At 67.7% G+C, this 19,567-nt stretch carries 22 protein-coding genes; 12 read left to right on the forward strand and 10 right to left on the reverse strand.

The annotated features are described in order from the left end of the window. The first annotated feature begins 12 nt into the window (after nt 1–12). From tolB to BMW75_RS12360, 5 genes are all read left to right on the forward strand, one after another. The gene (tolB, locus tag BMW75_RS12340; RefSeq protein ID WP_092579605.1) at nt 13–1,335 is read left to right on the forward strand and encodes a Tol-Pal system beta propeller repeat protein TolB; all 1,323 of its coding nucleotides are present in this window, start codon (nt 13–15) and stop codon (nt 1,333–1,335) included. A 31-nt stretch (nt 1,336–1,366) separates the two neighbouring features. Beyond that, nucleotides 1,367–1,867, forward strand: a complete 501-nt coding sequence (gene pal / locus BMW75_RS12345) for a peptidoglycan-associated lipoprotein Pal (protein WP_076518821.1) — start codon at nt 1,367–1,369, stop codon at nt 1,865–1,867. Nucleotides 1,868–1,952: 85 nt separating this feature from the next. Then, complete coding sequence (gene ybgF, locus BMW75_RS12350) at nt 1,953–2,642, forward strand: tol-pal system protein YbgF (RefSeq protein WP_092579607.1); 690 nt, start codon at nt 1,953–1,955, stop codon at nt 2,640–2,642. Then, nucleotides 2,642–3,685: a FecCD family ABC transporter permease gene (locus tag BMW75_RS12355; protein ID WP_092579609.1), complete on the forward strand. Its 1,044-nt coding sequence runs from the start codon at nt 2,642–2,644 to the stop codon at nt 3,683–3,685. The genes ybgF and BMW75_RS12355 overlap by 1 nt, the downstream gene beginning before the upstream one ends. Next, nucleotides 3,682–4,494 (forward strand): ABC transporter ATP-binding protein, encoded by an 813-nt coding sequence (locus BMW75_RS12360; RefSeq protein WP_092579611.1) that lies wholly within the window; start codon nt 3,682–3,684, stop codon nt 4,492–4,494. The genes BMW75_RS12355 and BMW75_RS12360 overlap by 4 nt, the downstream gene beginning before the upstream one ends. 31 nt (nt 4,495–4,525) lie before the next feature. Here the strand turns inward: BMW75_RS12360 and BMW75_RS12365 are convergent, their stop codons facing one another. Next, nucleotides 4,526–5,023, reverse strand: a complete 498-nt coding sequence (locus tag BMW75_RS12365; protein WP_092579613.1) for a YbaK/EbsC family protein — start codon at nt 5,021–5,023, stop codon at nt 4,526–4,528. Between the two features lie 141 nt (nt 5,024–5,164). Here BMW75_RS12365 and BMW75_RS12370 point away from each other — a divergent pair, with 141 nt between their 5' ends. Next, entirely contained in the window at nt 5,165–5,974 is an 810-nt protein-coding gene (locus BMW75_RS12370) for an alpha/beta fold hydrolase (protein ID WP_092579615.1), read from the forward strand. Between the two features lie 10 nt (nt 5,975–5,984). Here the strand turns inward: BMW75_RS12370 and BMW75_RS12375 are convergent, their stop codons facing one another. Further along, the gene (locus BMW75_RS12375) at nt 5,985–6,455 is read right to left on the reverse strand and encodes an Lrp/AsnC family transcriptional regulator (RefSeq protein WP_092579617.1); all 471 of its coding nucleotides are present in this window, start codon (nt 6,453–6,455) and stop codon (nt 5,985–5,987) included. Nucleotides 6,456–6,700: 245 nt separating this feature from the next. Here BMW75_RS12375 and BMW75_RS12380 point away from each other — a divergent pair, with 245 nt between their 5' ends. Next, complete coding sequence (locus BMW75_RS12380; protein ID WP_254791996.1) at nt 6,701–7,645, forward strand: DMT family transporter; 945 nt, start codon at nt 6,701–6,703, stop codon at nt 7,643–7,645. A gap of 22 nt (nt 7,646–7,667) precedes the next feature. On the opposite strand, the gene fusA is transcribed toward BMW75_RS12380, so the two are convergent. The 4 genes from fusA to BMW75_RS12400 form a co-directional block, all read right to left on the reverse strand. Then, the gene (gene fusA, locus BMW75_RS12385; RefSeq protein WP_092579619.1) at nt 7,668–9,779 is read right to left on the reverse strand and encodes an elongation factor G; all 2,112 of its coding nucleotides are present in this window, start codon (nt 9,777–9,779) and stop codon (nt 7,668–7,670) included. A 228-nt stretch (nt 9,780–10,007) separates the two neighbouring features. Further along, entirely contained in the window at nt 10,008–10,472 is a 465-nt protein-coding gene (locus BMW75_RS12390) for a universal stress protein (protein ID WP_076518813.1), read from the reverse strand. Nucleotides 10,473–10,571: 99 nt separating this feature from the next. Next, a complete protein-coding gene (locus BMW75_RS12395) occupies nt 10,572–10,916 on the reverse strand; it encodes a protein tyrosine phosphatase family protein (RefSeq protein ID WP_076521927.1) in 345 nt (114 codons plus the stop codon). Between the two features lie 37 nt (nt 10,917–10,953). After that, nucleotides 10,954–12,369, reverse strand: a complete 1,416-nt coding sequence (locus tag BMW75_RS12400) for an aminotransferase-like domain-containing protein (RefSeq protein ID WP_092580012.1) — start codon at nt 12,367–12,369, stop codon at nt 10,954–10,956. Nucleotides 12,370–12,555: 186 nt separating this feature from the next. Here BMW75_RS12400 and BMW75_RS12405 point away from each other — a divergent pair, with 186 nt between their 5' ends. Further along, nucleotides 12,556–13,479 (forward strand): DMT family transporter, encoded by a 924-nt coding sequence (locus BMW75_RS12405; RefSeq protein ID WP_092579621.1) that lies wholly within the window; start codon nt 12,556–12,558, stop codon nt 13,477–13,479. Next, entirely contained in the window at nt 13,476–14,120 is a 645-nt protein-coding gene (locus BMW75_RS12410) for a LysE family translocator (RefSeq protein ID WP_076518811.1), read from the forward strand. The genes BMW75_RS12405 and BMW75_RS12410 overlap by 4 nt, the downstream gene beginning before the upstream one ends. Nucleotides 14,121–14,128: 8 nt before the next feature. Here BMW75_RS12410 and BMW75_RS12415 read toward each other — a convergent pair whose 3' ends face one another. Together BMW75_RS12415 and BMW75_RS12420 are read right to left on the reverse strand one after the other, a co-directional pair. Continuing rightward, nucleotides 14,129–14,821, reverse strand: a complete 693-nt coding sequence (locus BMW75_RS12415; protein ID WP_092579623.1) for an LrgB family protein — start codon at nt 14,819–14,821, stop codon at nt 14,129–14,131. Then, nucleotides 14,811–15,215 (reverse strand): CidA/LrgA family protein, encoded by a 405-nt coding sequence (locus BMW75_RS12420; RefSeq protein WP_092579625.1) that lies wholly within the window; start codon nt 15,213–15,215, stop codon nt 14,811–14,813. Before BMW75_RS12420 ends, BMW75_RS12415 begins: the two co-directional genes overlap by 11 nt. 164 nt (nt 15,216–15,379) lie before the next feature. Here BMW75_RS12420 and BMW75_RS12425 point away from each other — a divergent pair, with 164 nt between their 5' ends. Together BMW75_RS12425 and BMW75_RS12430 are read left to right on the forward strand one after the other, a co-directional pair. After that, complete coding sequence (locus BMW75_RS12425) at nt 15,380–16,267, forward strand: LysR family transcriptional regulator (protein ID WP_092579627.1); 888 nt, start codon at nt 15,380–15,382, stop codon at nt 16,265–16,267. A gap of 115 nt (nt 16,268–16,382) precedes the next feature. After that, the gene (locus BMW75_RS12430; protein ID WP_092579629.1) at nt 16,383–17,270 is read left to right on the forward strand and encodes an alpha/beta hydrolase; all 888 of its coding nucleotides are present in this window, start codon (nt 16,383–16,385) and stop codon (nt 17,268–17,270) included. 4 nt (nt 17,271–17,274) lie between these two features. On the opposite strand, the gene BMW75_RS12435 is transcribed toward BMW75_RS12430, so the two are convergent. Then, complete coding sequence (locus tag BMW75_RS12435) at nt 17,275–17,751, reverse strand: multidrug/biocide efflux PACE transporter (protein ID WP_092579632.1); 477 nt, start codon at nt 17,749–17,751, stop codon at nt 17,275–17,277. Between the two features lie 110 nt (nt 17,752–17,861). Here BMW75_RS12435 and BMW75_RS12440 point away from each other — a divergent pair, with 110 nt between their 5' ends. Then, nucleotides 17,862–18,725, forward strand: coding sequence for a LysR family transcriptional regulator (locus BMW75_RS12440; protein WP_092579634.1), 864 nt, complete (start codon nt 17,862–17,864; stop codon nt 18,723–18,725). Between the two features lie 9 nt (nt 18,726–18,734). Here the strand turns inward: BMW75_RS12440 and BMW75_RS12445 are convergent, their stop codons facing one another. After that, nucleotides 18,735–19,565, reverse strand: coding sequence for a ChbG/HpnK family deacetylase (locus BMW75_RS12445; protein WP_092579636.1), 831 nt, complete (start codon nt 19,563–19,565; stop codon nt 18,735–18,737). Nucleotides 19,566–19,567 lie beyond the last annotated feature (2 nt).

The raw sequence follows: 19,567 nt of genomic DNA on the forward strand, positions 1-19,567 counted from the left end.
AGATTGACGAACATGACTCCCGCTTATAGTCGACGAGTGCCCCCCGCCACGCTCTGGAGAGCGTACGGCATCGCGCTGCTGATGGCGGCCCTGGCCTTGCTGATCGCCATGAAGCCTGCCCATGCCCAGTTGCGTGTCGATATCTCCGGCACCGGCGCCACCCAGTACCCCGTGGCCATCGCGGACTTTGCCGTCGACGACACCCATGGCCGCGCGCTGGCCGAAGTCATCCGCGCCGACCTCACCCGCACTGGACAGTTCCGCCTCATCAACGCCGCGGGCTCCGGCCTGAACGTGGACTCCCCGATCGCTCACGACGACTGGCGCGGCAAGGGCGCGGACTTCATCGCCTACGGCAGCATCACCCGCGGCGCCGACGGCCGCTACGACGTGCGCTATCGCCTGGCCGACACGGTCAAGAAGTCGCAGCTGGACGGCGTGGCGTTCTCGGGCACCGAGCAGGAACTGCGCCGTGTTGCCCACCAGATCGCAGACCGCATCTACGAGAAGATCACCGGCGTTCGCGGCGTGTTCTCGACGCGTATCGCGTATGTGCTGAAAAAGGGCTCCACCTACGAACTGCAGGTGGCTGACGCCGACGGCCAGAATCCCCAGGTTGCGCTGCGCTCGCGCGAGCCGATCATCTCGCCGGCCTGGTCGCCCGATGGCTCCAAGTTGGCCTATGTGAGCTTCGAATCCGGCAAACCTGTCGTCTACGTGCATACATTGGCCACCAGTGCCCGCGCGCCCGTCGCCAACTTCAAGGGCAACAACAGCGCCCCCGGCTGGTCGCCCGATGGCAGCAAGCTGGCCGTTGCCCTGACGCGTGATGGTTTGTCGCAAATTTACGTCGTTAATTCGGCGGACGGCTCGAATCCGACCCGAGTTACGCGTTCTCCCGGCATTGACACCGAACCGAGCTTTACGCCCGATGGGGCTTCCATTATCTTTACGAGTGACCGCAGCGGCGGGCCGCAGATCTACCAGACCGGCTCGACAGGCGGCGAGGCCCGCCGTCTCACGTTTAATGGTGGTTACAACATCTCACCCCGAATTTCCCCCGACGGATCGACGCTGCTGTACGTTGCAAGACGAGACGGCGCGTTTCGAATCGCATCCCTGAACTTGTCCACTGGCGCCGAGACTTTGCTGACTGATGGTCGTGACGATCAGTCGCCGAGCTTTGCGCCCAATGGCATGCAAGTCCTCTACGCCGCCATCCAAAATGGCCGTAGCGTGCTTGCAGGTGTCTCGAGCGATGGACGCGTACGACAGACGCTTTCGGTACTGAACGGGGAAATACGTGAACCGACTTGGGGCCCATTTACCCGATAACACGTGTGACTCTCTTTGCAAAGGAACTATCATGAAGTCGCGCATTGCCAAAAGCCTAACCATCGCCGCTCTGGCCGCCACCCTGGCGGCTTGCAGCTCCGTCCCTCTCGACGATAAAGCGGGTCAGGGCGGAGGCGCTGGCCAAGGATCCTCGGCCTCCGGCCAGATCCTTGATCCCTTCAACCCCCAAAGCATCCTGGCGCAACAGCGCTCGGTGTACTTTGATTTCGACAGCTATACCGTGTCGGACCAATACCGTGGCCTGGTCGAAACCCATGCCAAGTATCTGGCTGCGCACCAACAGCAAAAGATCAAGATCGAAGGCAACACCGACGAACGCGGCGGTGCCGAGTACAACCTGGCCCTGGGCCAGCGTCGTGCCGACGCAGTGCGTCGCATGATGACCCTGCTGGGCGTCAGCGACAACCAGATCGAAACCATCAGCTTCGGCAAGGAAAAGCCGCGCTCGACGGGTACGTCTGAAGCCGACTTTGCCGAAAACCGCCGCGCCGATATCAACTATCTGCGTTAAGCTTTTCGCTTAGTCTGGAGCCCTACCACGCGTCGGGACGGCCAGCCGGCCGTCCCGACGTTTGTTTTTATACCCGGGAATATTCATGCGCGATTACGTTCTGTCCCTGCGTCCCCTGATCATGGCCACCGGCCTGGCGCTTGCCGCCCTGACGGCGCCCGCTCACGCTTTTTCCGACGATGAAGCCCGCAAGGCCATCCTGGATCTGCGTCAGCAGGTGCAGAAGCAGAACGAGCAAAACCAGCGCGCCAGGTTGCAGTTGGCCGACCAGATCCAGGCTTTGCAACAGGAAATCGCCCAGTTGCGCGACCAGCTCGAACTGGTGTCGCGCCAGCAGCCCAGCAGCCGGCCGGGCGCCGCGCCGGGCAACGCGAATCCTCCGGGCGCGTCAGCCGGCGATCCGCAGGAACAGAGCGCCTATGACGGCGCGATGGACCTCTTTCGCAAGGGGCAGTACAAGGATGCGGCCGAATCGCTGGCCGCCTTTACCGCGCTCTATCCCAACAGCCAGCTCGCCCCCAGCGCCCAGTTCTACCAGGGCAGCAGCCGCTATGCGCTGAAGGATTTCAAGGGCACCATCGAGCAACTGAATGCCATGGTGCAGAATTCGCCGGATAACGCCCGTGCGCCCGATGCGCTGCTGATCATCGCCGGCAGCCAGATCGAACTGAACAACCGCGCGGGCGCCAAGGCCACCCTGCAGCGCATCGTCCGCGACTATCCGACCACGCCGGCCGCCACCACGGCCAAGAGCCGGCTCCAACTGCTGCAGTAATGCGCCAAGCCGCCAGCGCGGCCGGCGCATACCGCCACATCCTTCGCCGCCGGGCGGGGCTTCTTGCCCTGCTGCTGGCGGCGATTCTGTTTGCGCTGCTGATCGACTTCACCGTCGGCCCCTCGGGCCTGCCCTGGCGTGAACTCTGGCAGACCTTCGTCCGACCGGCCGAGGCCGACGCCACGTACCGCGTGATCGTGTGGGACATCCGCCTGCCTTCGGCCCTGATGGCCGCCCTGGTGGGCATGGCGCTCGGGCTGGCGGGCGCCGAAATGCAGACCATCCTGAATAACCCGCTCGCCAGTCCGTTCACGCTGGGCGTGTCGTCGGCGGCGGCGTTCGGCGCATCGCTGGCCATCGTGCTGCAACTGGGCCTGCCGGGCGTCCCCGCTGGCTGGCTGATCGCGGCCAATGCCTTCCTGTTCGCCCTGCTGGCGGCGTTGCTGCTGGACGCGGTCGCCCGATGGGGCGGCATGAACACGTCGGGCGTGGTGCTGTTCGGCATCGCCATGGTGTTTACCTTCAATGCGCTGGTGTCCCTGGTGCAGCTCACGGCCAGCGCCGAAGCCCTGCAGAACCTGGTGTTCTGGACGATGGGGAGCCTGGCGCGATCAAGCTGGACGACGGTCGGCGTGATGGCGCTTGCGTTCGCCCTGGCGCTGCCGCTGGCCATGCGGCAGTCCTGGAAGCTGACGGCCTTGCGGCTGGGCGAGGACCGCGCCGCCAGTTTCGGCGTGGACGTGCGCCGCCTGCGCGTGTCGGCGCTCGCGCGCGTGAGCCTGCTGTCGGCCCTGGCGGTCGCCTTTGTCGGCACGATCGGCTTCATCGGACTGGTGGCGCCGCATATCGCGCGCCGGCTGTTCGGCGAAGACCACCGCTTCTATCTGCCGGGCAGCGCGCTGGTGGGCGCCGTGATCCTGTCGCTGGCGTCGATTGCGTCCAAGAATCTCATGCCCGGCGTGGTGGTGCCCGTGGGCATCGTCACCGCCTTGGTCGGGATTCCGTTTTTCGTGTCCGTCGTGCTGCGCAGGCAATTGCCATGACCGGGCCCGTCGACGCCAAATCGCACGCCGGATTGACGGTGCAGTCGCTCACTGCCGGTTATGGCGGCGAGGACGTGCTGCGCGGCCTGTCGGTTCCGGCGCTGGCTGCCGGCGAGGTCACGGCGCTGCTTGGCCCGAACGGCAGCGGCAAATCGACCTTGCTCAAGACCCTGGCTGGCCTGCTGCGGCCCCGTGCGGGCGCGGCGACGCTGGACGGGCTGGACCTGACCCGGCTGGATCACGGCGAGCGCGCCCGCCACGTCGTGTACCTGCCCCAGAGCCTGCCGGCGGCCGTCCACCTGCGGGTGTTCGAGTCGGTGCTGGTGGCGGCCCGCGCCAGCGATGCGGCGGCGCCGCCGGTGGACCTGCCCGCCATCGACCGGCTGCTGGCGCGGCTGGGCATCGCGCATCTGGCGCTGCATTACCTGGACGCGCTGTCCGGCGGGCAGAAGCAACTGGTGGGCCTGGCGCAGGCGCTGATTCGCCATCCGCGCGTGCTGCTGCTGGACGAGCCGTTGTCCGCCCTGGACCTGAACTACCAGTTCCATGTCATGCGGCTGCTACGGCAGGAAACGCGCGAGCATGGGCTCATCAGCCTCATCGTGCTGCACGACCTGAACGTGGCGCTGCAGCACGCGGACCAGGCCGTGATGATCCACGCGGGGCGGCTGCACGCCGCGGGATCGCCGGCCGACGTCATCACGCCGCAGGCGCTGGCGGCCGTCTATGGCGTGCAGGCGCGGGTGGAGGCGTGTTCGAAAGGCCGCCGGCAGGTGCTGATCGACGGGCTGGAAGAACACCCGGGCTGATCGCCGCCGCGGGCGGTCCGGGGCGTGATGCTCAGCCGCGCAGCGCCACGTCGGCGACCGGCGCGCCGGTCATGTCCGCCAACTGCGCCGGCGTCAGATTGAACACGGTATGCGGATGGCCCGCCGCGGCCCACAGGCTGTCGTAGTTGAACAGGTCCGCGTCCAGCAGCATCACGGGCTTGACCGCGTGGCCGATGGGGCAGACGCCGCCGATCGCGTAGCCGGTCATGTCGCGCACGAAGCGCGCGTCGGCCTTGGCCAGCGCGCCGACCTGCGCCGCCACCTTGGCTTCATCCACGCGATTGGCGCCGCTGGCGATGACCAGCACCGGCGCGTCGTCGGTGGCGCGCCGGAAAATAATGGACTTGGCGATCTGGGCGACTTCGCAGCCCAGCCCCGCGGCCGCTTCCGCCGAGGTCTTGCCGGTCTGGGGCAGCACCACCACGGGCTTGTCATGCCCCAATTCCACCAGCAGGCGGGCGACGCGCTGGGCGGATTCCGGCAGGGCGGCGATGGATTCAGGCGACATCGATACGAACTCCGTTGAAATGAACCGGGCGCGCGGGCGGGCTGCGCCGGCGGACCGCAGACGAGTTTATCAGCGTCCGGCGATCCCGCCCCGCCGCCCTGCCGGGCTAGAATGCGGACCTGGCTTCACGTCCCACTCTTCATGCGTTCCGAACCCGTCCTGCCTCTGCAAACCGCCTCCATCGGCGGTTACGCCATGTCCTACACCGAGTACGGCAGCGGCACCCCGCTGGTGCTGGTGCACGGCTCCCTGTCCGACAGCCGTTACTGGAAATCGCAGATGGCGCCGCTGGGCCGCTCGTTCCGGGTGCTGGCGGTGTGCCTGCGCCGGTACTGGCCCGAGACCTGGGACGGCGAAGGCGGCGGCTTTTCGATCGACCAGCACGCCAGCGACGTGCTGGAATTCATCGACAAGGTGGCGGGCGGCCCGGCCCACCTGGTGGGCCATTCGCGCGGCGGCCGCGTCGCGCTGGAAGCCGCCCTGCGACAGCCGGACGCGCTGCGCAGCCTGACGCTGGCCGACCCCGGCCTGCCGCTGCCCGGCGGCGGCGACGAGCGCGGCGGCTTTCGCCAGCGCGCCCTGGCGCTCATCCGGCAGGGCGAGGTCGAGGAAGGGCTGGCGCTGTTCGTGGACACCGTGACCGGCCCCAACACCTGGCAGCGCATGGTGCCCTGGTTCAAGGACATGGTGCGCGACAACGTGGGCACGCTTTTCGGCCAGGTGGACGAGCGGCCGGAGACGCTGGGCCCGGCGCAGATCGGCAGCCTGACGCTGCCAGTCCTGCTGATCGGCGGCGCGCTGAGTCCCGCGCCCTACCCGGCCGTGCTGGACGCCCTGGCGCAGTGGCTGCCGCAAGCCCATCGCGTGGACATCGCGGGTTCTTCGCATGGCATGAACCTGGGCAATCCCCGCGCCTTCAACGGCGCCATCCAGGAATTCATCGGCGGCTGATCCGCGCCGGTCAGGGCTCAACCGACGGCGTGTGCTTCAGGCGGCGCAGCACGAAGGTCGAGCGGCTGTGCCGCACGCCGCGCAGCTTGTACAGCCGCTTGCGCAGGAACTCCTCGTAGCCTTCCGTGCCGGCCACGGCGACCTTGATAAGGTAGTCGTACTCGCCCGTCACCAGGAACGCCTCCACCACTTCCGGCAGACGGCTGATCTCTTCGCCAAAGCGCGCCAGCGTGTCGTCGTCGTGATGTTCCAGCGTGACTTCGATCATGACCGTGTCCGGCAGCCCGAGCGCCTTCTGGTTCAGCAGCGCGGCATAGCCTTCGATCACCCCCGCCTCTTCCAGCGCCTTGACGCGGTTCCAGCATGGCGTGGGCGACAGCCCGACCGTTTCGGCCAATTTGAGGTTCGTCAGCCGACCGTCCGCGCGCAGGGCGCGCAGGATCTTGCGGTCGGTGTCGTCGATTTTGGGCAGTGTGGGCATGGTTTTCGGGTATCAGGGGGCAAAATCCCTGCTGCGACGAAGTTTACCGGAAGGATATTTTCCGTTTCACCGTGAATCGGCGGAAAACAGGAAACCTATTTTGCGCGGCAGCCCGTAGACTTTCCTGCAAGACGGGCATCTATCCCGCCCGTCCGATTTCGGCGCCATCCGCTGCGGCACAACCCGGCGGCCGCGCCGGCAATTCCAACGCAGCAGCCCGCGCGCGATCCGCGCGGATGGAAACCATGTCGCACGCAGCAACCGCAAGAACCGGCCTCGGCCTGGCCGGCACCGCCATGCTTTTCACGGCCCCCGCGCTATTCGCCTCGAATATGGTGGCGGCCCGCTGGGCCCACGACGCCGGCCTCCCTCCTGTCTTCCTCGCCTTCGGCCGCTGGCTGATCGCCCTGCTGATCCTCCTGCCCATTGCCGCGCCCGCCCTGATCGCACATCGGCGAGCGTTGTGGCGCGGCCTGCCCGCGCTGCTGCCGCTGGCGGTGCTGGGCATGGGCGTGGCGGTCGCCCCCCAGTACATCGGCGCCCAGACCACCAGCGCCACCAATATCGCGTTGATTTTTTCGTGCAGCCCGCTGCTGGTGGCGCTGCTGGAGGCGGTGATCTGGCGCCAACCCCTGCCGGCGCAGCGCGCGGCCGGGCTGGTGCTGGCGCTGGGCGGCGTGCTGGTGGTGCTGACGCGCGGCGACGCCCAGGCGCTGGCGCGGCTGGCATTCGGACAGGGCGACCTGTGGGTGCTGCTGGCGGCGACGGGCTGGGCGCTCTATACGGTGCTGCAAAAGCGCATGACGTTGCCCGCGGCTCCAGACCGGGCGCGGCTGGCCGCGATGATGCTGGGCGGCGCGCTGGCGCTGGCGCCTTTTGCCGGCATCGAAGCCGCGACCGGCATGGCGCCGCCCTGGACGGACCCGCGCCTGGCGGCCGTGCTGCTGTTCCTGGCGGTGGTACCCAGCCTGGGCGCGTATTACGTCTATGGCCGGCTGATCAGCCGGGCCGGCCCGGCAACCGCGGGCCTGTCGATGTTCCTGGTGCCGGTCTACGCGGCGCTGCTGGCCTGGCCGCTGCTGGACGAAGCGCCCCGGCTGTTCCATGGGGTCGGCTTCGCGATGATCCTGCTGGGCGTGAAGCTGGCGTCGTCGCGGATGCGCCAGACGGCGGCCCCGGCCGCCGCCTGAGATCGCGGCCGGATCGCCGCGATCAGCGGCCCATGCCCTGGGCCGCCATCACTTCCTGCGCCACCTGGCGCGGCGCTTCGGCGTAGTGCTTGAACTCCATCGTGTAGGTCGCGCGGCCCTGCGTCAGCGAGCGCAGGGACGTCGAGTAGCCGAACATCTCGGCCAGCGGCACCTCGGCGCGCACCACCTTGCCGCCACCGCCCGCGATGTCTTCCATGCCCTGCACCATGCCCCGGCGCGAGGACAGGTCGCCCATGACGTTGCCGGTGAAGTCCTCGGGCGTTTCCACCTCGACCTGCATCATGGGCTCGAGCAGCACCGGATCGGCGCGGCGCATGCCTTCCTTGAACGCCATGGAGCCCGCCATCTTGAAGGCGTTTTCGTTCGAGTCCACGTCGTGATAGGACCCGAAGAACAGCGTCGCCTTCACGTCCACGACCGGATAGCCCGCCAGCACGCCGGCGTTGAGCGCCTCGCGGATGCCCTTGTCCACGGCCGGGATGAATTCGCGCGGCACCACGCCGCCCTTGATGGCATCGACAAATTCATAACCCTTACCCGGCTCCTGCGGTTCGAGCTTGAGCACCACGTGGCCGTACTGGCCGCGTCCGCCCGACTGCTTGACGAACTTGCCTTCGACCTCGTTGCAGGCCTTGCGGATGGTTTCGCGGTACGCCACCTGCGGCTTGCCGACCGTGGCTTCGACGTTGAACTCGCGCTTCATGCGGTCGACCAGGATTTCCAGGTGCAACTCGCCCATGCCCGAGATGATGGTCTGGCCGGATTCTTCGTCGGTGCGCACGCGGAACGACGGATCTTCCTGCGCCAGCCGGCCCAGCGCGATGCCCATTTTTTCCTGGTCGGCCTTGGTCTTGGGTTCCACCGCCTGCGAGATCACGGGTTCCGGGAACACCATGCGTTCCAGGATGATGATGTGCGACGGATCGGTCAGCGTGTCGCCCGTGGTGACGTCCTTGATGCCGACGGCCGCGGCGATGTCGCCCGCGTAGACCTCGGTGATTTCGCGCCGCTCGTTGGCGTGCATCTGCAGGATGCGGCCCAGGCGCTCTTTCTTTTCCTTGATCGGGTTGTAGACCGAGTCGCCGGACTTCACCACGCCGGAATAGACGCGGAAGAACACGAGCTGCCCGACGAACGGGTCCGTCATGATCTTGAAGGCGAGCGCGGAGAACGGCTCGTTGTCGGCCGGGTGGCGCTCGATTTCGTTGTCGCGCGGGTCGTGTCCCTTGATGGCGGGCACGTCCACCGGCGAAGGCATGTAGTCGATGACGGCGTCCAGCATGGCCTGCACGCCCTTGTTCTTGAAGGCGCTGCCGCACAGCATCGGCACGATCTCGTTGGCGATGGTGCGGGCGCGCAGGCCTTCCTTGATTTCCGCCTCGGTGAGGGGGTCGCCGGAAAGGTACTTTTCCAGCAGGGTTTCATTGGCCTCGGCGGCCTTCTCGACCATCTTGTCGTGCCATTCCTGCGCCTGCGCCTGCATCGACGCCGGGATGTCCTCGTACTGGAACTTCACGCCCTGGCTGGCCTCGTCCCAGATGATGGCCTTCATTTTGACCAGGTCGATCACGCCCTCGAAATGGTCTTCGGCGCCCACCGGCAACTGGATGGGCACGGCGTCGCCCTTCAGGCGTTCGGCGATCTGGCGGTGCACGCGCAGAAAGTCCGCGCCCACGCGGTCCATCTTGTTGACGAAGGCCAGGCGCGGCACCTTGTACTTGTTGGCCTGGCGCCAGACGGTCTCGGATTGCGGCTGCACGCCGCCGACCGCGTCGTAGACCATGACGGCGCCATCGAGCACGCGCATGGAGCGTTCGACTTCGATGGTGAAGTCGACGTGGCCCGGCGTGTCGATGATGTTGATGCGGTGTTCGGGGTAGTTGCCCGCCATGCCTTTCCAGAAGGCGGTGGTGGCGGCCGACGTGATGGTGATGCCGCGTTCCTGCTCCTGCTCCATCCAGTCCATCACCGCGGCGCCGTCGTGGACTTCGCCGATCTTGTGGGTGATGCCGGTGTAGAAGAGGATGCGCTCGGTGGTCGTCGTCTTGCCGGCGTCAATATGGGCGCTGATGCCGATATTGCGATAGAGATCGATGCGCGTCTTGCGGGTCATGGCCTCTTCCTACGGTTGGATGCAGATGCGTAAATATTACGCGCCATGCGGCAAGATACAAGCCTGCGACGGCCTTCCGGAGCGGGTTTGGCGGGTCCATGGGTTTGCCCGGGGCATACCAAAGTATGGGCAAACGCCTCGACCGATGGCGCGGCCATGAAAAAGCCCCTCTTGCGAGGGGCTGTGGCGCATGCCAAGGGCGCGCGGTGCGCGCCAGGACGGCGCAAATTACTTCTTTTCTTCCTTGACCCGATACACGAGCACGGCGGTGGTGGCCAGCGACAGCACCTTGGCGGTGACGCTGCCCAGCAAGAGGCGCGACAGCCCGCTGCGGCCGTGGCTGCCGATGAAGATCAGGTCGCAGCCGGTGTCGGTGGCGGCCTGCACGATGCCGTCGGCGACGTTGAAATTGGACACGGCGCGCGTATCGGCCTTGACGCCTGCGGTGTCGGCGCGGTCGCGGATCTGCTTGAGGTACTTGTCGGCTTGCTCGGCGGAGGCCTTTTCGTAGTCTTCGTCGGTAATGGCATAGGCCGCGGCCATGCCGTCAAAACCGATCGTGGCCGCGAACGGCTGCGTCACGTAGAGGCCGACGACTTCGGCGCCGACCGAGCGCGCGAAGCAGATGCCTGCGTTGGCGGCTTGCGCCGAGAGCGGGGAACCGTCGGTGGGAATCAGGATCTTCTTGAACATCTTGCCTGCTCCTGTTTTGGAGGAATCTTTATGCTACCGGAAAGCCGCGGGGTTCACATCAGGCCGAACCAGCGGGCTTGACGAGGGTCAATGCCGGGTTTATCCCAACTGCTGCGCAGCCGCGAACAGGTTCGTGCAGCGGGTGCCGGTGCGGCAGTATGCCAGCACGGGGCCCGGCAGGGTGCGCAGGAGTTCAGCGAAGCGCGCAACGTCGGCAGCGGTCATGGCGCTGCCCACGACGGGCTGGTATTCGATCTGCAGGCCGGCGGCCTGCGCGGCGCGCGAGACGTCGGCGGCGGTGGGCTGGTCCGGACCGCCCTCGAAATCCGGGCGATTGATGATGACGCTTTTGTAGCCGGCGGCGGCCACGTCGGCCATGTCGTCGGGCCCCAGTTGCGGAGCGACGGCAAAGTTCTGGGTCAGGGGCTTGATGGGTGTGGACATGACGTTTCCTTCGATGACTTGGCGAGACAACTGCATATTATTGATTGTAGGACCCGTTTTGCGCGAAGAGTTTTTCCAGTTCGGCCCAGATGCCCCGATGGTCCGCGATGGAGACCGAGAAGCGCAGCATGGTGGACGGCGCCTGCGACGGCGAGAACAGCGTGCCGGGCGCGAGCAGCATGCCGCGGTCGGCGGCGGCGCGGGCCAGCACCTCCGAGTCCCGCCCGCAATCGGCCCAGACGAACATGCCCGCATGCGGCTCGTGCGGCACCGTCAGGCCCAGTTTCTGCAGCCCCTTCATGCAGCGCTGGCGCGCGTCGTCGACGCGCAGCCGCACGCGTTCGATATGGCGCCTGTACTGCCCTTCCATGAGCACGCGGTGCACGACGCGCTCGCCCAGTTCGGGTGAGGTCAGGCCGGCCAGCATCTTCAGGTCCGCCAGCTTCTGGAGCAGTTCGGGGTTGGCGGCCACATAGCCCACGCGCAGGCTGGCCGCCAGCATCTTGGAATAGCCGCCCACGAAAATGACGCGGTTCAGGCGGTCCAGCGCGGCCAGCTTGATGGCGCCGCCCGGATGCAGCTCGCCGTAAGTGTCGTCTTCGACCACCATGAAATCGTGGCGCTCGGCGATGCGCAGGATGCCATAGGCGGCGCCCGCCGACAGGGTGTGGCCGGTGGGATTGTGGACCGAGCCATTGATGATGAAGAGGCGCGGCTTGTGCTGCGCGGCCAGTTGCTCGAGCAGGCCGAGGTCGGGGCCGTCCGGCCCGCGAGGCACGCCGATCAGGCGGGCGCCGAAGGCGGCCAGCCGGCCGAAAATCACGAACCAGGCCGGATCCTCGACCAGGACGGTGTCGCCCGGCTTGACCAGGTGCCGCGCAATCAGGTCCAGCCCGTGGGTGACGCCGTTGGTCGTAAGAAGGTTGAGCTCGGGGTGCGCCGGCACGCCTTCGTTCTGCAGGATTGCGGCGATCTGCTGGCGCAGCGGCGCGAAGCCCTGGGGGCTGCCGTAGCTGACGAGGTTGGCGCGCACCGAGCGTCCCACCGCGCGCACCGCGCCCGCCACCATGTCCGGATCCAGCCAGTCCGCGGGCAACAGGCCCGCGCCGCCCGGCATGCCCGGCGCGTTCGATTCGCGGAACATGCTGCGCAGCAGCCAGGCGATGTCCACCCGGGCCGGCGGCGCCAGCGTACTGGGCGCGGCGGCGGCCACCGCCGTCAGCGGGCCGCTGCGCGCCTTCACGAAAAAGCCCGCGCCCCGGCGCGACTGGACCAGTCCGCGCGCCACCAGCCGGTCGTAGGCCTCGACCACGGTGAAGCGGCTGACTCCGGACTGTTCGGCCATCTTGCGGATGGACGGCAGGCGCGTGCCCGGCCGCAGGCCCTGCTCGTCGATGCGGCGGGCCAGGCCGTCGGCCAGTTGCGCCACGAGCGTGGCATCGGCCTGGCGCACGGGTTGCCAGGGCATGGAAGACGAGGAAGGCGGAGCAACTGTCATGGAGATTCGACCAGGCCAGTGATTAAAGTGACATGCCATTGTGTACCGGTACTGTACCGATAGCTATGCGTAGAGTGACAGCAATGCCGCGCGCCCGCAACCGTGGGCGGCGCGATGCACTCATTTTTCCCCGGTGCCGTCATGACCCGTCCCGCGCTTTACCCCACGCCCACGGTCTCTCCCTCCGTCCCGTCTTCCCTCTGGGAAGGATACGGCTACGGTTTCCTGGGCGTGCTGGTGTTTTCGCTGACGCTGCCCATGACGCGACTGGCGGTGGCCGAACTGGCGCCCCTCCTGGTCGGCCTGGGCCGCGCCCTGATCGCCGCCCTGCCCGCCATCGCCCTGCTGTGGCTGACTCGCAGCCGCCGGCCCAACCGCCAGGAGTGGCCGGGCGTCATCCTGGCCGCCCTGGGCATCGTCGTCGGCTGGCCGCTGGCGTCGTCGCTGGCGATGCAGACGGTGCCGGCGTCGCAGGGCGCGGTGTTCAATGGCCTGCTGCCGCTGTCCACCGCCGCCTTTGCCGCCCTGCGCAGCGGCGAACGGCCGTCGGCCGCCTTCTGGGCCTGGGCCGTCTTGGGCGCCGCGCTGGTCACGGCCTATGCCCTGCGCCAAGGTGAAGGCACGCTGACGGCGGGTTACCTGTGGCTGCTCGTGGCCGTGGTGCTGGGCGGCCTGGGTTACGCTGAAGGCGCGCGGGCCTCGCGCACGCTGGGCGGCTGGCGCACCATCTGCTGGGCGCTGGCGATCAGCGCCCCCCTGGTGGCCGGCCCGGTGGCCTGGATGGCCGCGCAACAGCCCCACTGGCCCAGCTCGTCCGTGATGGCCGCCTGCGCCTACCTCGCGTTCGGCTCGATGTTCCTGGGATTTTTCGCCTGGTATCGCGGGCTGGCCGCCGGCGGCATCGCCCGGGTGGGACAAGTGCAATTGCTGCAGCCCTTTCTCACCGTGGTGGCGGCTGGCTTGCTGTTTGGCGAAACGGTGGAGGCGGCCACGTACCTGTTTGCCGCGGCCGTGATCGCCGTTATTGCCGGCGGACGCCGCGCCATCGTAAGGACCCCGAAATGAATCTGTTCCCCGCCAACTGGGCCGATATCCCGCTGGCCTCGCTTTCCCTGCTGGGTCCCCTGGCGCTGTTCGCGCTGGTCAGCTCCATCACGCCCGGCCCCAACAACGTCATGCTGGCGTCGTCGGGCCTGAACTTCGGATTCCGGCGCAGCCTGCCGCATCTGCTGGGCGTGAACCTGGGCTTCACGCTGATGATCTTCCTGGTCGGCATCGGCCTGGGCTCGGTCTTCCAGCAGACCCCCGCCCTTTACTCCGTGCTGAAGTACGCCGGCGCGGCCTACCTGCTCTACCTGGCCTGGAAGATCGCAAACTCGGGCCCCCTGGACGAGGGCGAGGCGCGCGGCAAGCCGTTCACCTTTTTGCAGGCGGCGGCCTTCCAGTGGGTCAATCCCAAAGCCTGGGTGATGGCGGTGGGCGTGGTGGCGACCTACACGCCCCAGAACGGCTTTTTCGCCAATCTGGTGATCGCGACCGTGGTCTGCGGCATCGTCAACCTGCCCAGCATCGGGATCTGGGTGACGTTCGGCACGGCGCTGCGCCGCGTGCTGCACCGCCCCGCCGCGATCCGCGCCTTCAATGTGGGCATGGCCTTGCTGCTGGTCGCCTCGCTGTATCCGGTCGTGCTGGAACTGCTGCACTGACGGGCCGTTCAGGCCAGCAGGCCGGCCACCACCGCCGGCGTGACCAGCACATTGAACAGGCCCGCCATCACCATCACCAGGCCCGCGACCGCGCCCTCCTCGGCCGCCAGCTCGCGGGCCTTGGCCGTGCCCGCCCCGTGCGCGCCCATGCCGAACAGCGCCCCGCGCGCCAGCGCCGAACGCAGCGCAAGCCGGCGGCACATGAACTGGCCGATGGCCGCGCCGAAAACGCCCGTGACGATGACGAACACAGCGGTCAGGTCAGGCACCCCGCCCACGTGGGACGAGACCGTCACGGCGAACGGCGTGGCCACCGACCGCGGCAGGAGGCTGAGCCGCAGGTCGGGCGGCAGGTCCAACAAGCTGCCCAGGAGCCACGCGCTGCCCCCCGCGATGCCGCTGCCCACCGCGACGCCCGCCGCCAGCACCGGCCAATAGCGCCGGATCAGCGCGCGCTGCTCGTAGAGCGGCAGCGCGAACGCCACGATGACCGGGCCCAGCATGGCCATCAGCCAGTGCGAACCGGCCATGTAGTCGCGATAGCCGGTATGCAGCGCGATCGCCAGCGCCAGCAGGAGCGCGGGCGCGACGACCAGGGTGGAGGTCCACCAGTAGGCATGGCGACGGTAGAAAAGGCGCGCGCACACGTAGGCCGCGACCGTGGCCGCCGGCCAGAACAGCAGGTTGAACTCAGCCGGCATGGCGATGCATCCAGCGATAGCACAGGTCGATGGTCAGCGCCGTGCCCGCCATGACGAGCGCGGTGCCCAGCAGAATGACGGCCAGCAGTTTCAGGCCGAGCACGCCCAGGAATTCGCGGTGGTCCAGCAGCGACATCACCGCGGGCACGAAGAACAGCAGCATTTCGCCCAGCAGCCAGCTCGCGCCGCGCTGGACATTGCGCACGCGCAGCCGGCGCGTGGCCAGCAATAGCAGCACCAGCGCCATGCCGACGACGCCGCCGGGCACGGGCAGGCCGCTGGCCGCTGCCAGGGCCTGGCCCACCAGGGAAAAAAGGACGATCAGCGCGATCTGCAGCAGGCGGCTGCGGCGCAGGGCGCTGCGCAGGCGGACGGTAGGGCGGAAATGGGACATGGGACAGAACGGGGGCCAGCGCCTGGCGCGGGTTTTGTGGTTTGGGGTTTGGGGTTTGCGGTTTGCGGTTTGCGGTTTGCGGTTTGCGTAATACGTTTTACGCCCGGCAATGCCATAGATAAAATGAATTCGACGAATCCACCTCATTCCACATTGGCATATCCATGGAACTGCGCACCCTGCGAGCCCTGGTCGAAGTCGTCCGCCAGGGCGGCTTCACCCAGGCGGCCAACGTCATCCATGCCACGCAGCCCACGGTCAGCAAGGCCGTGCGCCAACTGGAGGACGAGCTCGGCATGCCCCTGCTGGACCGTCAGGCGCAGCCCCCGCGGCTGACGGCCGCCGGCGAGATCGTGTACCGGCGCGCGCTGACCATGTTGGCCGAACGCGACGACCTGCATGCGGAACTGGACGACCTGAAGGGCCTGAAGCGGGGCGTGCTGCGCCTGGGCCTGCCGCCGCTGGGCAGCAGTTCCTTGTTCGCGCCGATGTTCGCGCGCTTTCGCAGCCGCTATCCGCGCATCGAGATCAGCCTCGTGGAACATGGCAGCCGCCGGCTGGAAGAGATGGTGATGGCGGGCGACATCGAACTGGCGGCGTCGCTGCAGCCCGTGCCCGACAACGTCGACTGGCAGCCCGTGGCGCGCGAACCGCTGGTGGCGCTGATGCCGTCCGACCACCCGCTCGCGCGGGCGCAATCCGTGCAGTTGCACGACCTGCGTGAATCGCCCTTCGTCCTGTTCGAAACGGGCTTCGCCCTGAACCGCATCATCCAGGATGCATGCCACCGCGCGGGCTTCTCCCCCGCCATCGCGGCGCGCAGCGGCCAGATCGATTTCATCGTGGCGCTGGTGGCCGCCGGGCTCGGCGTGGCGTTCCTGCCGCGCATCACGGCCAACGAGGCGCAGCACGCCGGGGTGGCCCGCGTGCCGCTGCGCGATGCGGGGACGGATTGGGAAATGGTGCTGGTGTGGCGGCGCGGGGGCTACCTGTCGCACGCCGCCCAGGCGTGGCTGGCGCTGACGCGCGAGGTCCACCCCGCGGCGGCGTAAGGACAAGGCACGCACGCCGCACCTGGCAGGCCGCGCCTCGTCGGCCGCCCCTCGCCGGCCGCGCCGAGTTATGCTGATGCCGGAACCCAGCCTGACTTCCAGGGTCAGACCATTCATGCCCGCCCTGCCCCGATTTTCCGCCCGCCGACTGTTCGTCGCCGCCCTGCTCGCCACCGGCAGCGTCGTGGGCTGCACGCAACTGGACTCCTGGCAGCGCCAGACCATCTTTTCCCCGCAATCCGAACCGCAGACCTGGTGGCGCGAGCCCGCCGCCGGCACGCAGGTGTACGACCTGACGCTGGACAACGGCGACAAGGTGCGCGCGTGGTACCTGCAAAGTCCGAAGGCGGGTGCGCCCACCGTGCTGTACCTGCACGGCGCGCGCTGGAACCTGAACGGCAGCGCCTTTCGCATCGATGGCTGGAGCCGCATGGGCTATTCGATGCTGGCCATCGACTATCGCGGCTTCGGCGCGTCCTCGCCGCGCCTGCCCTCCGAAGAAAGCGCGCTCGAAGACGCCATGGCAGGGCTGAAGGAGCTGGCGCGGCTGCAGCCCGATCCCGCGCGCCGCTTCGTGTACGGACACAGCCTGGGCGGCGCAATCGCGATCGACCTGGCCTCGCGCCCGGAACAGCCGGATTTCGCGGGGCTGATCGTCGAGTCCAGCTTCACCAGCATCGGTGCGATGCTGGCGACGCTGCGCTGGGGCAAGGTGCCCGGCGCCAGCCTGCTGGTCACACAGCCGTTCGCCTCGGTGGACAAGCTGGCGCAACTGCACACGCCCATGCTGTTCATGCACGGCACCGCCGACCGCGTGGTGCCCCACACCATGAGCGACGAGCTCTTTGCCGCCGCCCGCAACGTGGCGCCGGACCTGAAACGGCTGGTCAAGATCGAAGGCGCCTCGCACTCGGGCGCCTTCCGGAGCGGCACGCAATACGAAACCGCCGTCAAGACCTTCATGCGGGACGCCAGCCAGGCGTACCAGCGCAAGAAGGGCTAGGTTTTCATGCCCGGGCGGCCGCGGCGTCGTCGCGGCGCGCCAGCCATCCGATCACCCGGGGCCGGGCGCGGTCATACGCAAGGTTGTAGAAAAACGCGTAGGGCAGGTAGAACAGCACCAGCGCGATGTCCAGCACAAAGGCTTCCCACAGGCTGATGCCCAGCCACCACGCCGCCAGCGGGATCACGATCAGGATCAGGCCGGACTCGAAACCGAACGCATGCACCACGCGGACGCGCAAGGTGCGCTTCCAGCCCAGGCGATTCTCGATCCGGTCGAATCCGGCGTTGTAGATCATGTTCCAGACCAGGGCGATCCAGGCGATCACGGCGGTGAGCACGCCCATTTCAAACAGGGACTTGCCCATCGCCCAGGCCGCCACCGGGGCGCACAGGCCGATGGCGATGATTTCGAACAGAAACGCGTGGAGAAAGCGTTCCTTGAGGGTTTTCTTGGCTTGCGTCTTCTTGGCTTGCGTCATGACCCACCTGCGGTCGGTTGCTACGGAATGACGGCATTGTCTGCGACATTTCCGTTACGATAAAGATACTATTCATCGGAAAAACCGATACACCACCGACCGGACATCCCGTGCGCCATTCCCTCGAATCCCTGGCCGCCTTCGCCCAGGTTGCCGCCGAAGGCTCGTTCTCGGCCGCCGCCCGCAAGCTGGGCAAAAGCCAGTCGACCATCAGCGAAACCATCGCCAACCTGGAGGTGGACCTGAACGTGGCGCTGTTCGACCGCAGCCAGCGCCAGCCCGCGCTCACCCCGGCGGGCAAGGTGCTGCTCGGGCAGGCGATGCAGGTGCTGGCCGCGAACGACCGCCTGAACCGCAGCGCCAGCCAGTTGGCCGAGGGGCTGGAGCCCCGGCTCACGGTCGTGCTGTCCGACACGTTCCAGTCGAGCACCTTCGAAGCCATGCTCAGCCAGATCGATGCGCGCTATCCGTCGCTGCGCTTCGAATGCCTGATCGCCGAATACGAGGACGTGGTGGCGCTGGTGCAGCAGGGCCGCGCGCACGTGGGCCTGATGGCGGCGCAGGAAAGCTATCCGCCGGACGTGGCGCACGCCTGTCTGGCCGAGGGGTCCGAGATCGTCCTCTGCGTGGGGCGGTCCCATCCCCTCGCCCAGCAGGCATCCGTCACGGCCGACCACCTGAAGGCCGCACGCGAACTGCGCCTGAGCACCTTTGAGCTTGATGACAAAGAAGCGACGCCGGCGCGTTCCACGTGGTCGGCGCCCGGCTACCTGATGCTGCTGGAAATGGCCAGCCTGGGCTTTGGCTGGACGGAATTGCCGCGCTGGATGATCCAGCGATTCGGCGGCGATCAGCTCGTGGAGCTGAAGGCGCCCGGATGGCCGCGCCACATCCACGTCGACGCGGTATGGTCCACGCGCCGCGCGCTCGGGCCGGCGGGGGCATGGCTGCTGCAAAGTCTGACGCAGCCATAGCCGGCCCGCTCAATCCGCGCTGAATCCGCGCGCGGCCGACGCCAGGCGCGTGATGCGCACGCCATTGGCCGTCAGCCACTCACCCAGCCTGGGGCTGGACAGCACCTCGAACTCGGCGCGCCGCTGGCGGGCCAGCGCATCGCCGGGCCCGTCGCCCTGCGCGGGATGGCACATCACGAGATCGCCGTCGCGCGCGTTGAACAGCCAGGTCTGCAGCAGATGCGCAAAGCGGCGTCGACCGCCACCGAAGGCATAGACGCCCAGCAGGCGGCGGTTGGTTCGCACGCCGCTCAAACGGGCCTCGCGCGCCAGCGCGTGCGCCCCCAGCGCGCCGATCACGCGCGCCTTGAGCGATTCTTTCAGCGGAATGCCGCACAGCATGCCGGGCGCGGTCTGGCGCAGCCAGGGCGTGCGCGTCCCGTAGCGCCGCGCCAGGAGGTCCAGGATGCGCCCGCGGATGCCGGGAAGCTGATGCACGTGCTGATGCCCGTCGACATAATCCGGCGCGCGGCCGAATGCGGCTTCGAAGGCATCCATCTGCCGCGCAAGCTGCGCGTCGATCCAGGCCGTGTCGAGCAGTCCCGCGTAGGCCTTCAGGATCAGCGCGCCCAGCGCGGGCATGGCGTCGCCGTGCGGGTCCAACGTCTCCGAGAAGTTCACATGCAGGCCGATATCCACGTCCATCGCTGCGAGCCGCGGCGCATTGGCCGCGAACGTGGGGCCCAGCGTCAGGCAACTGACGGCGCTGATGCGCCGCATGCCGGCCAGCGCGTTCATGCCCGCATCGACGTCGGCATTCATGCCAAAATCGTCACCGCACACCACGACGCGTTTGCTCATCG

It is taken from the genome of Achromobacter sp. NFACC18-2 (genome assembly GCF_900108985.1).
Taxonomy (GTDB): domain Bacteria; phylum Pseudomonadota; class Gammaproteobacteria; order Burkholderiales; family Burkholderiaceae_B; genus Achromobacter.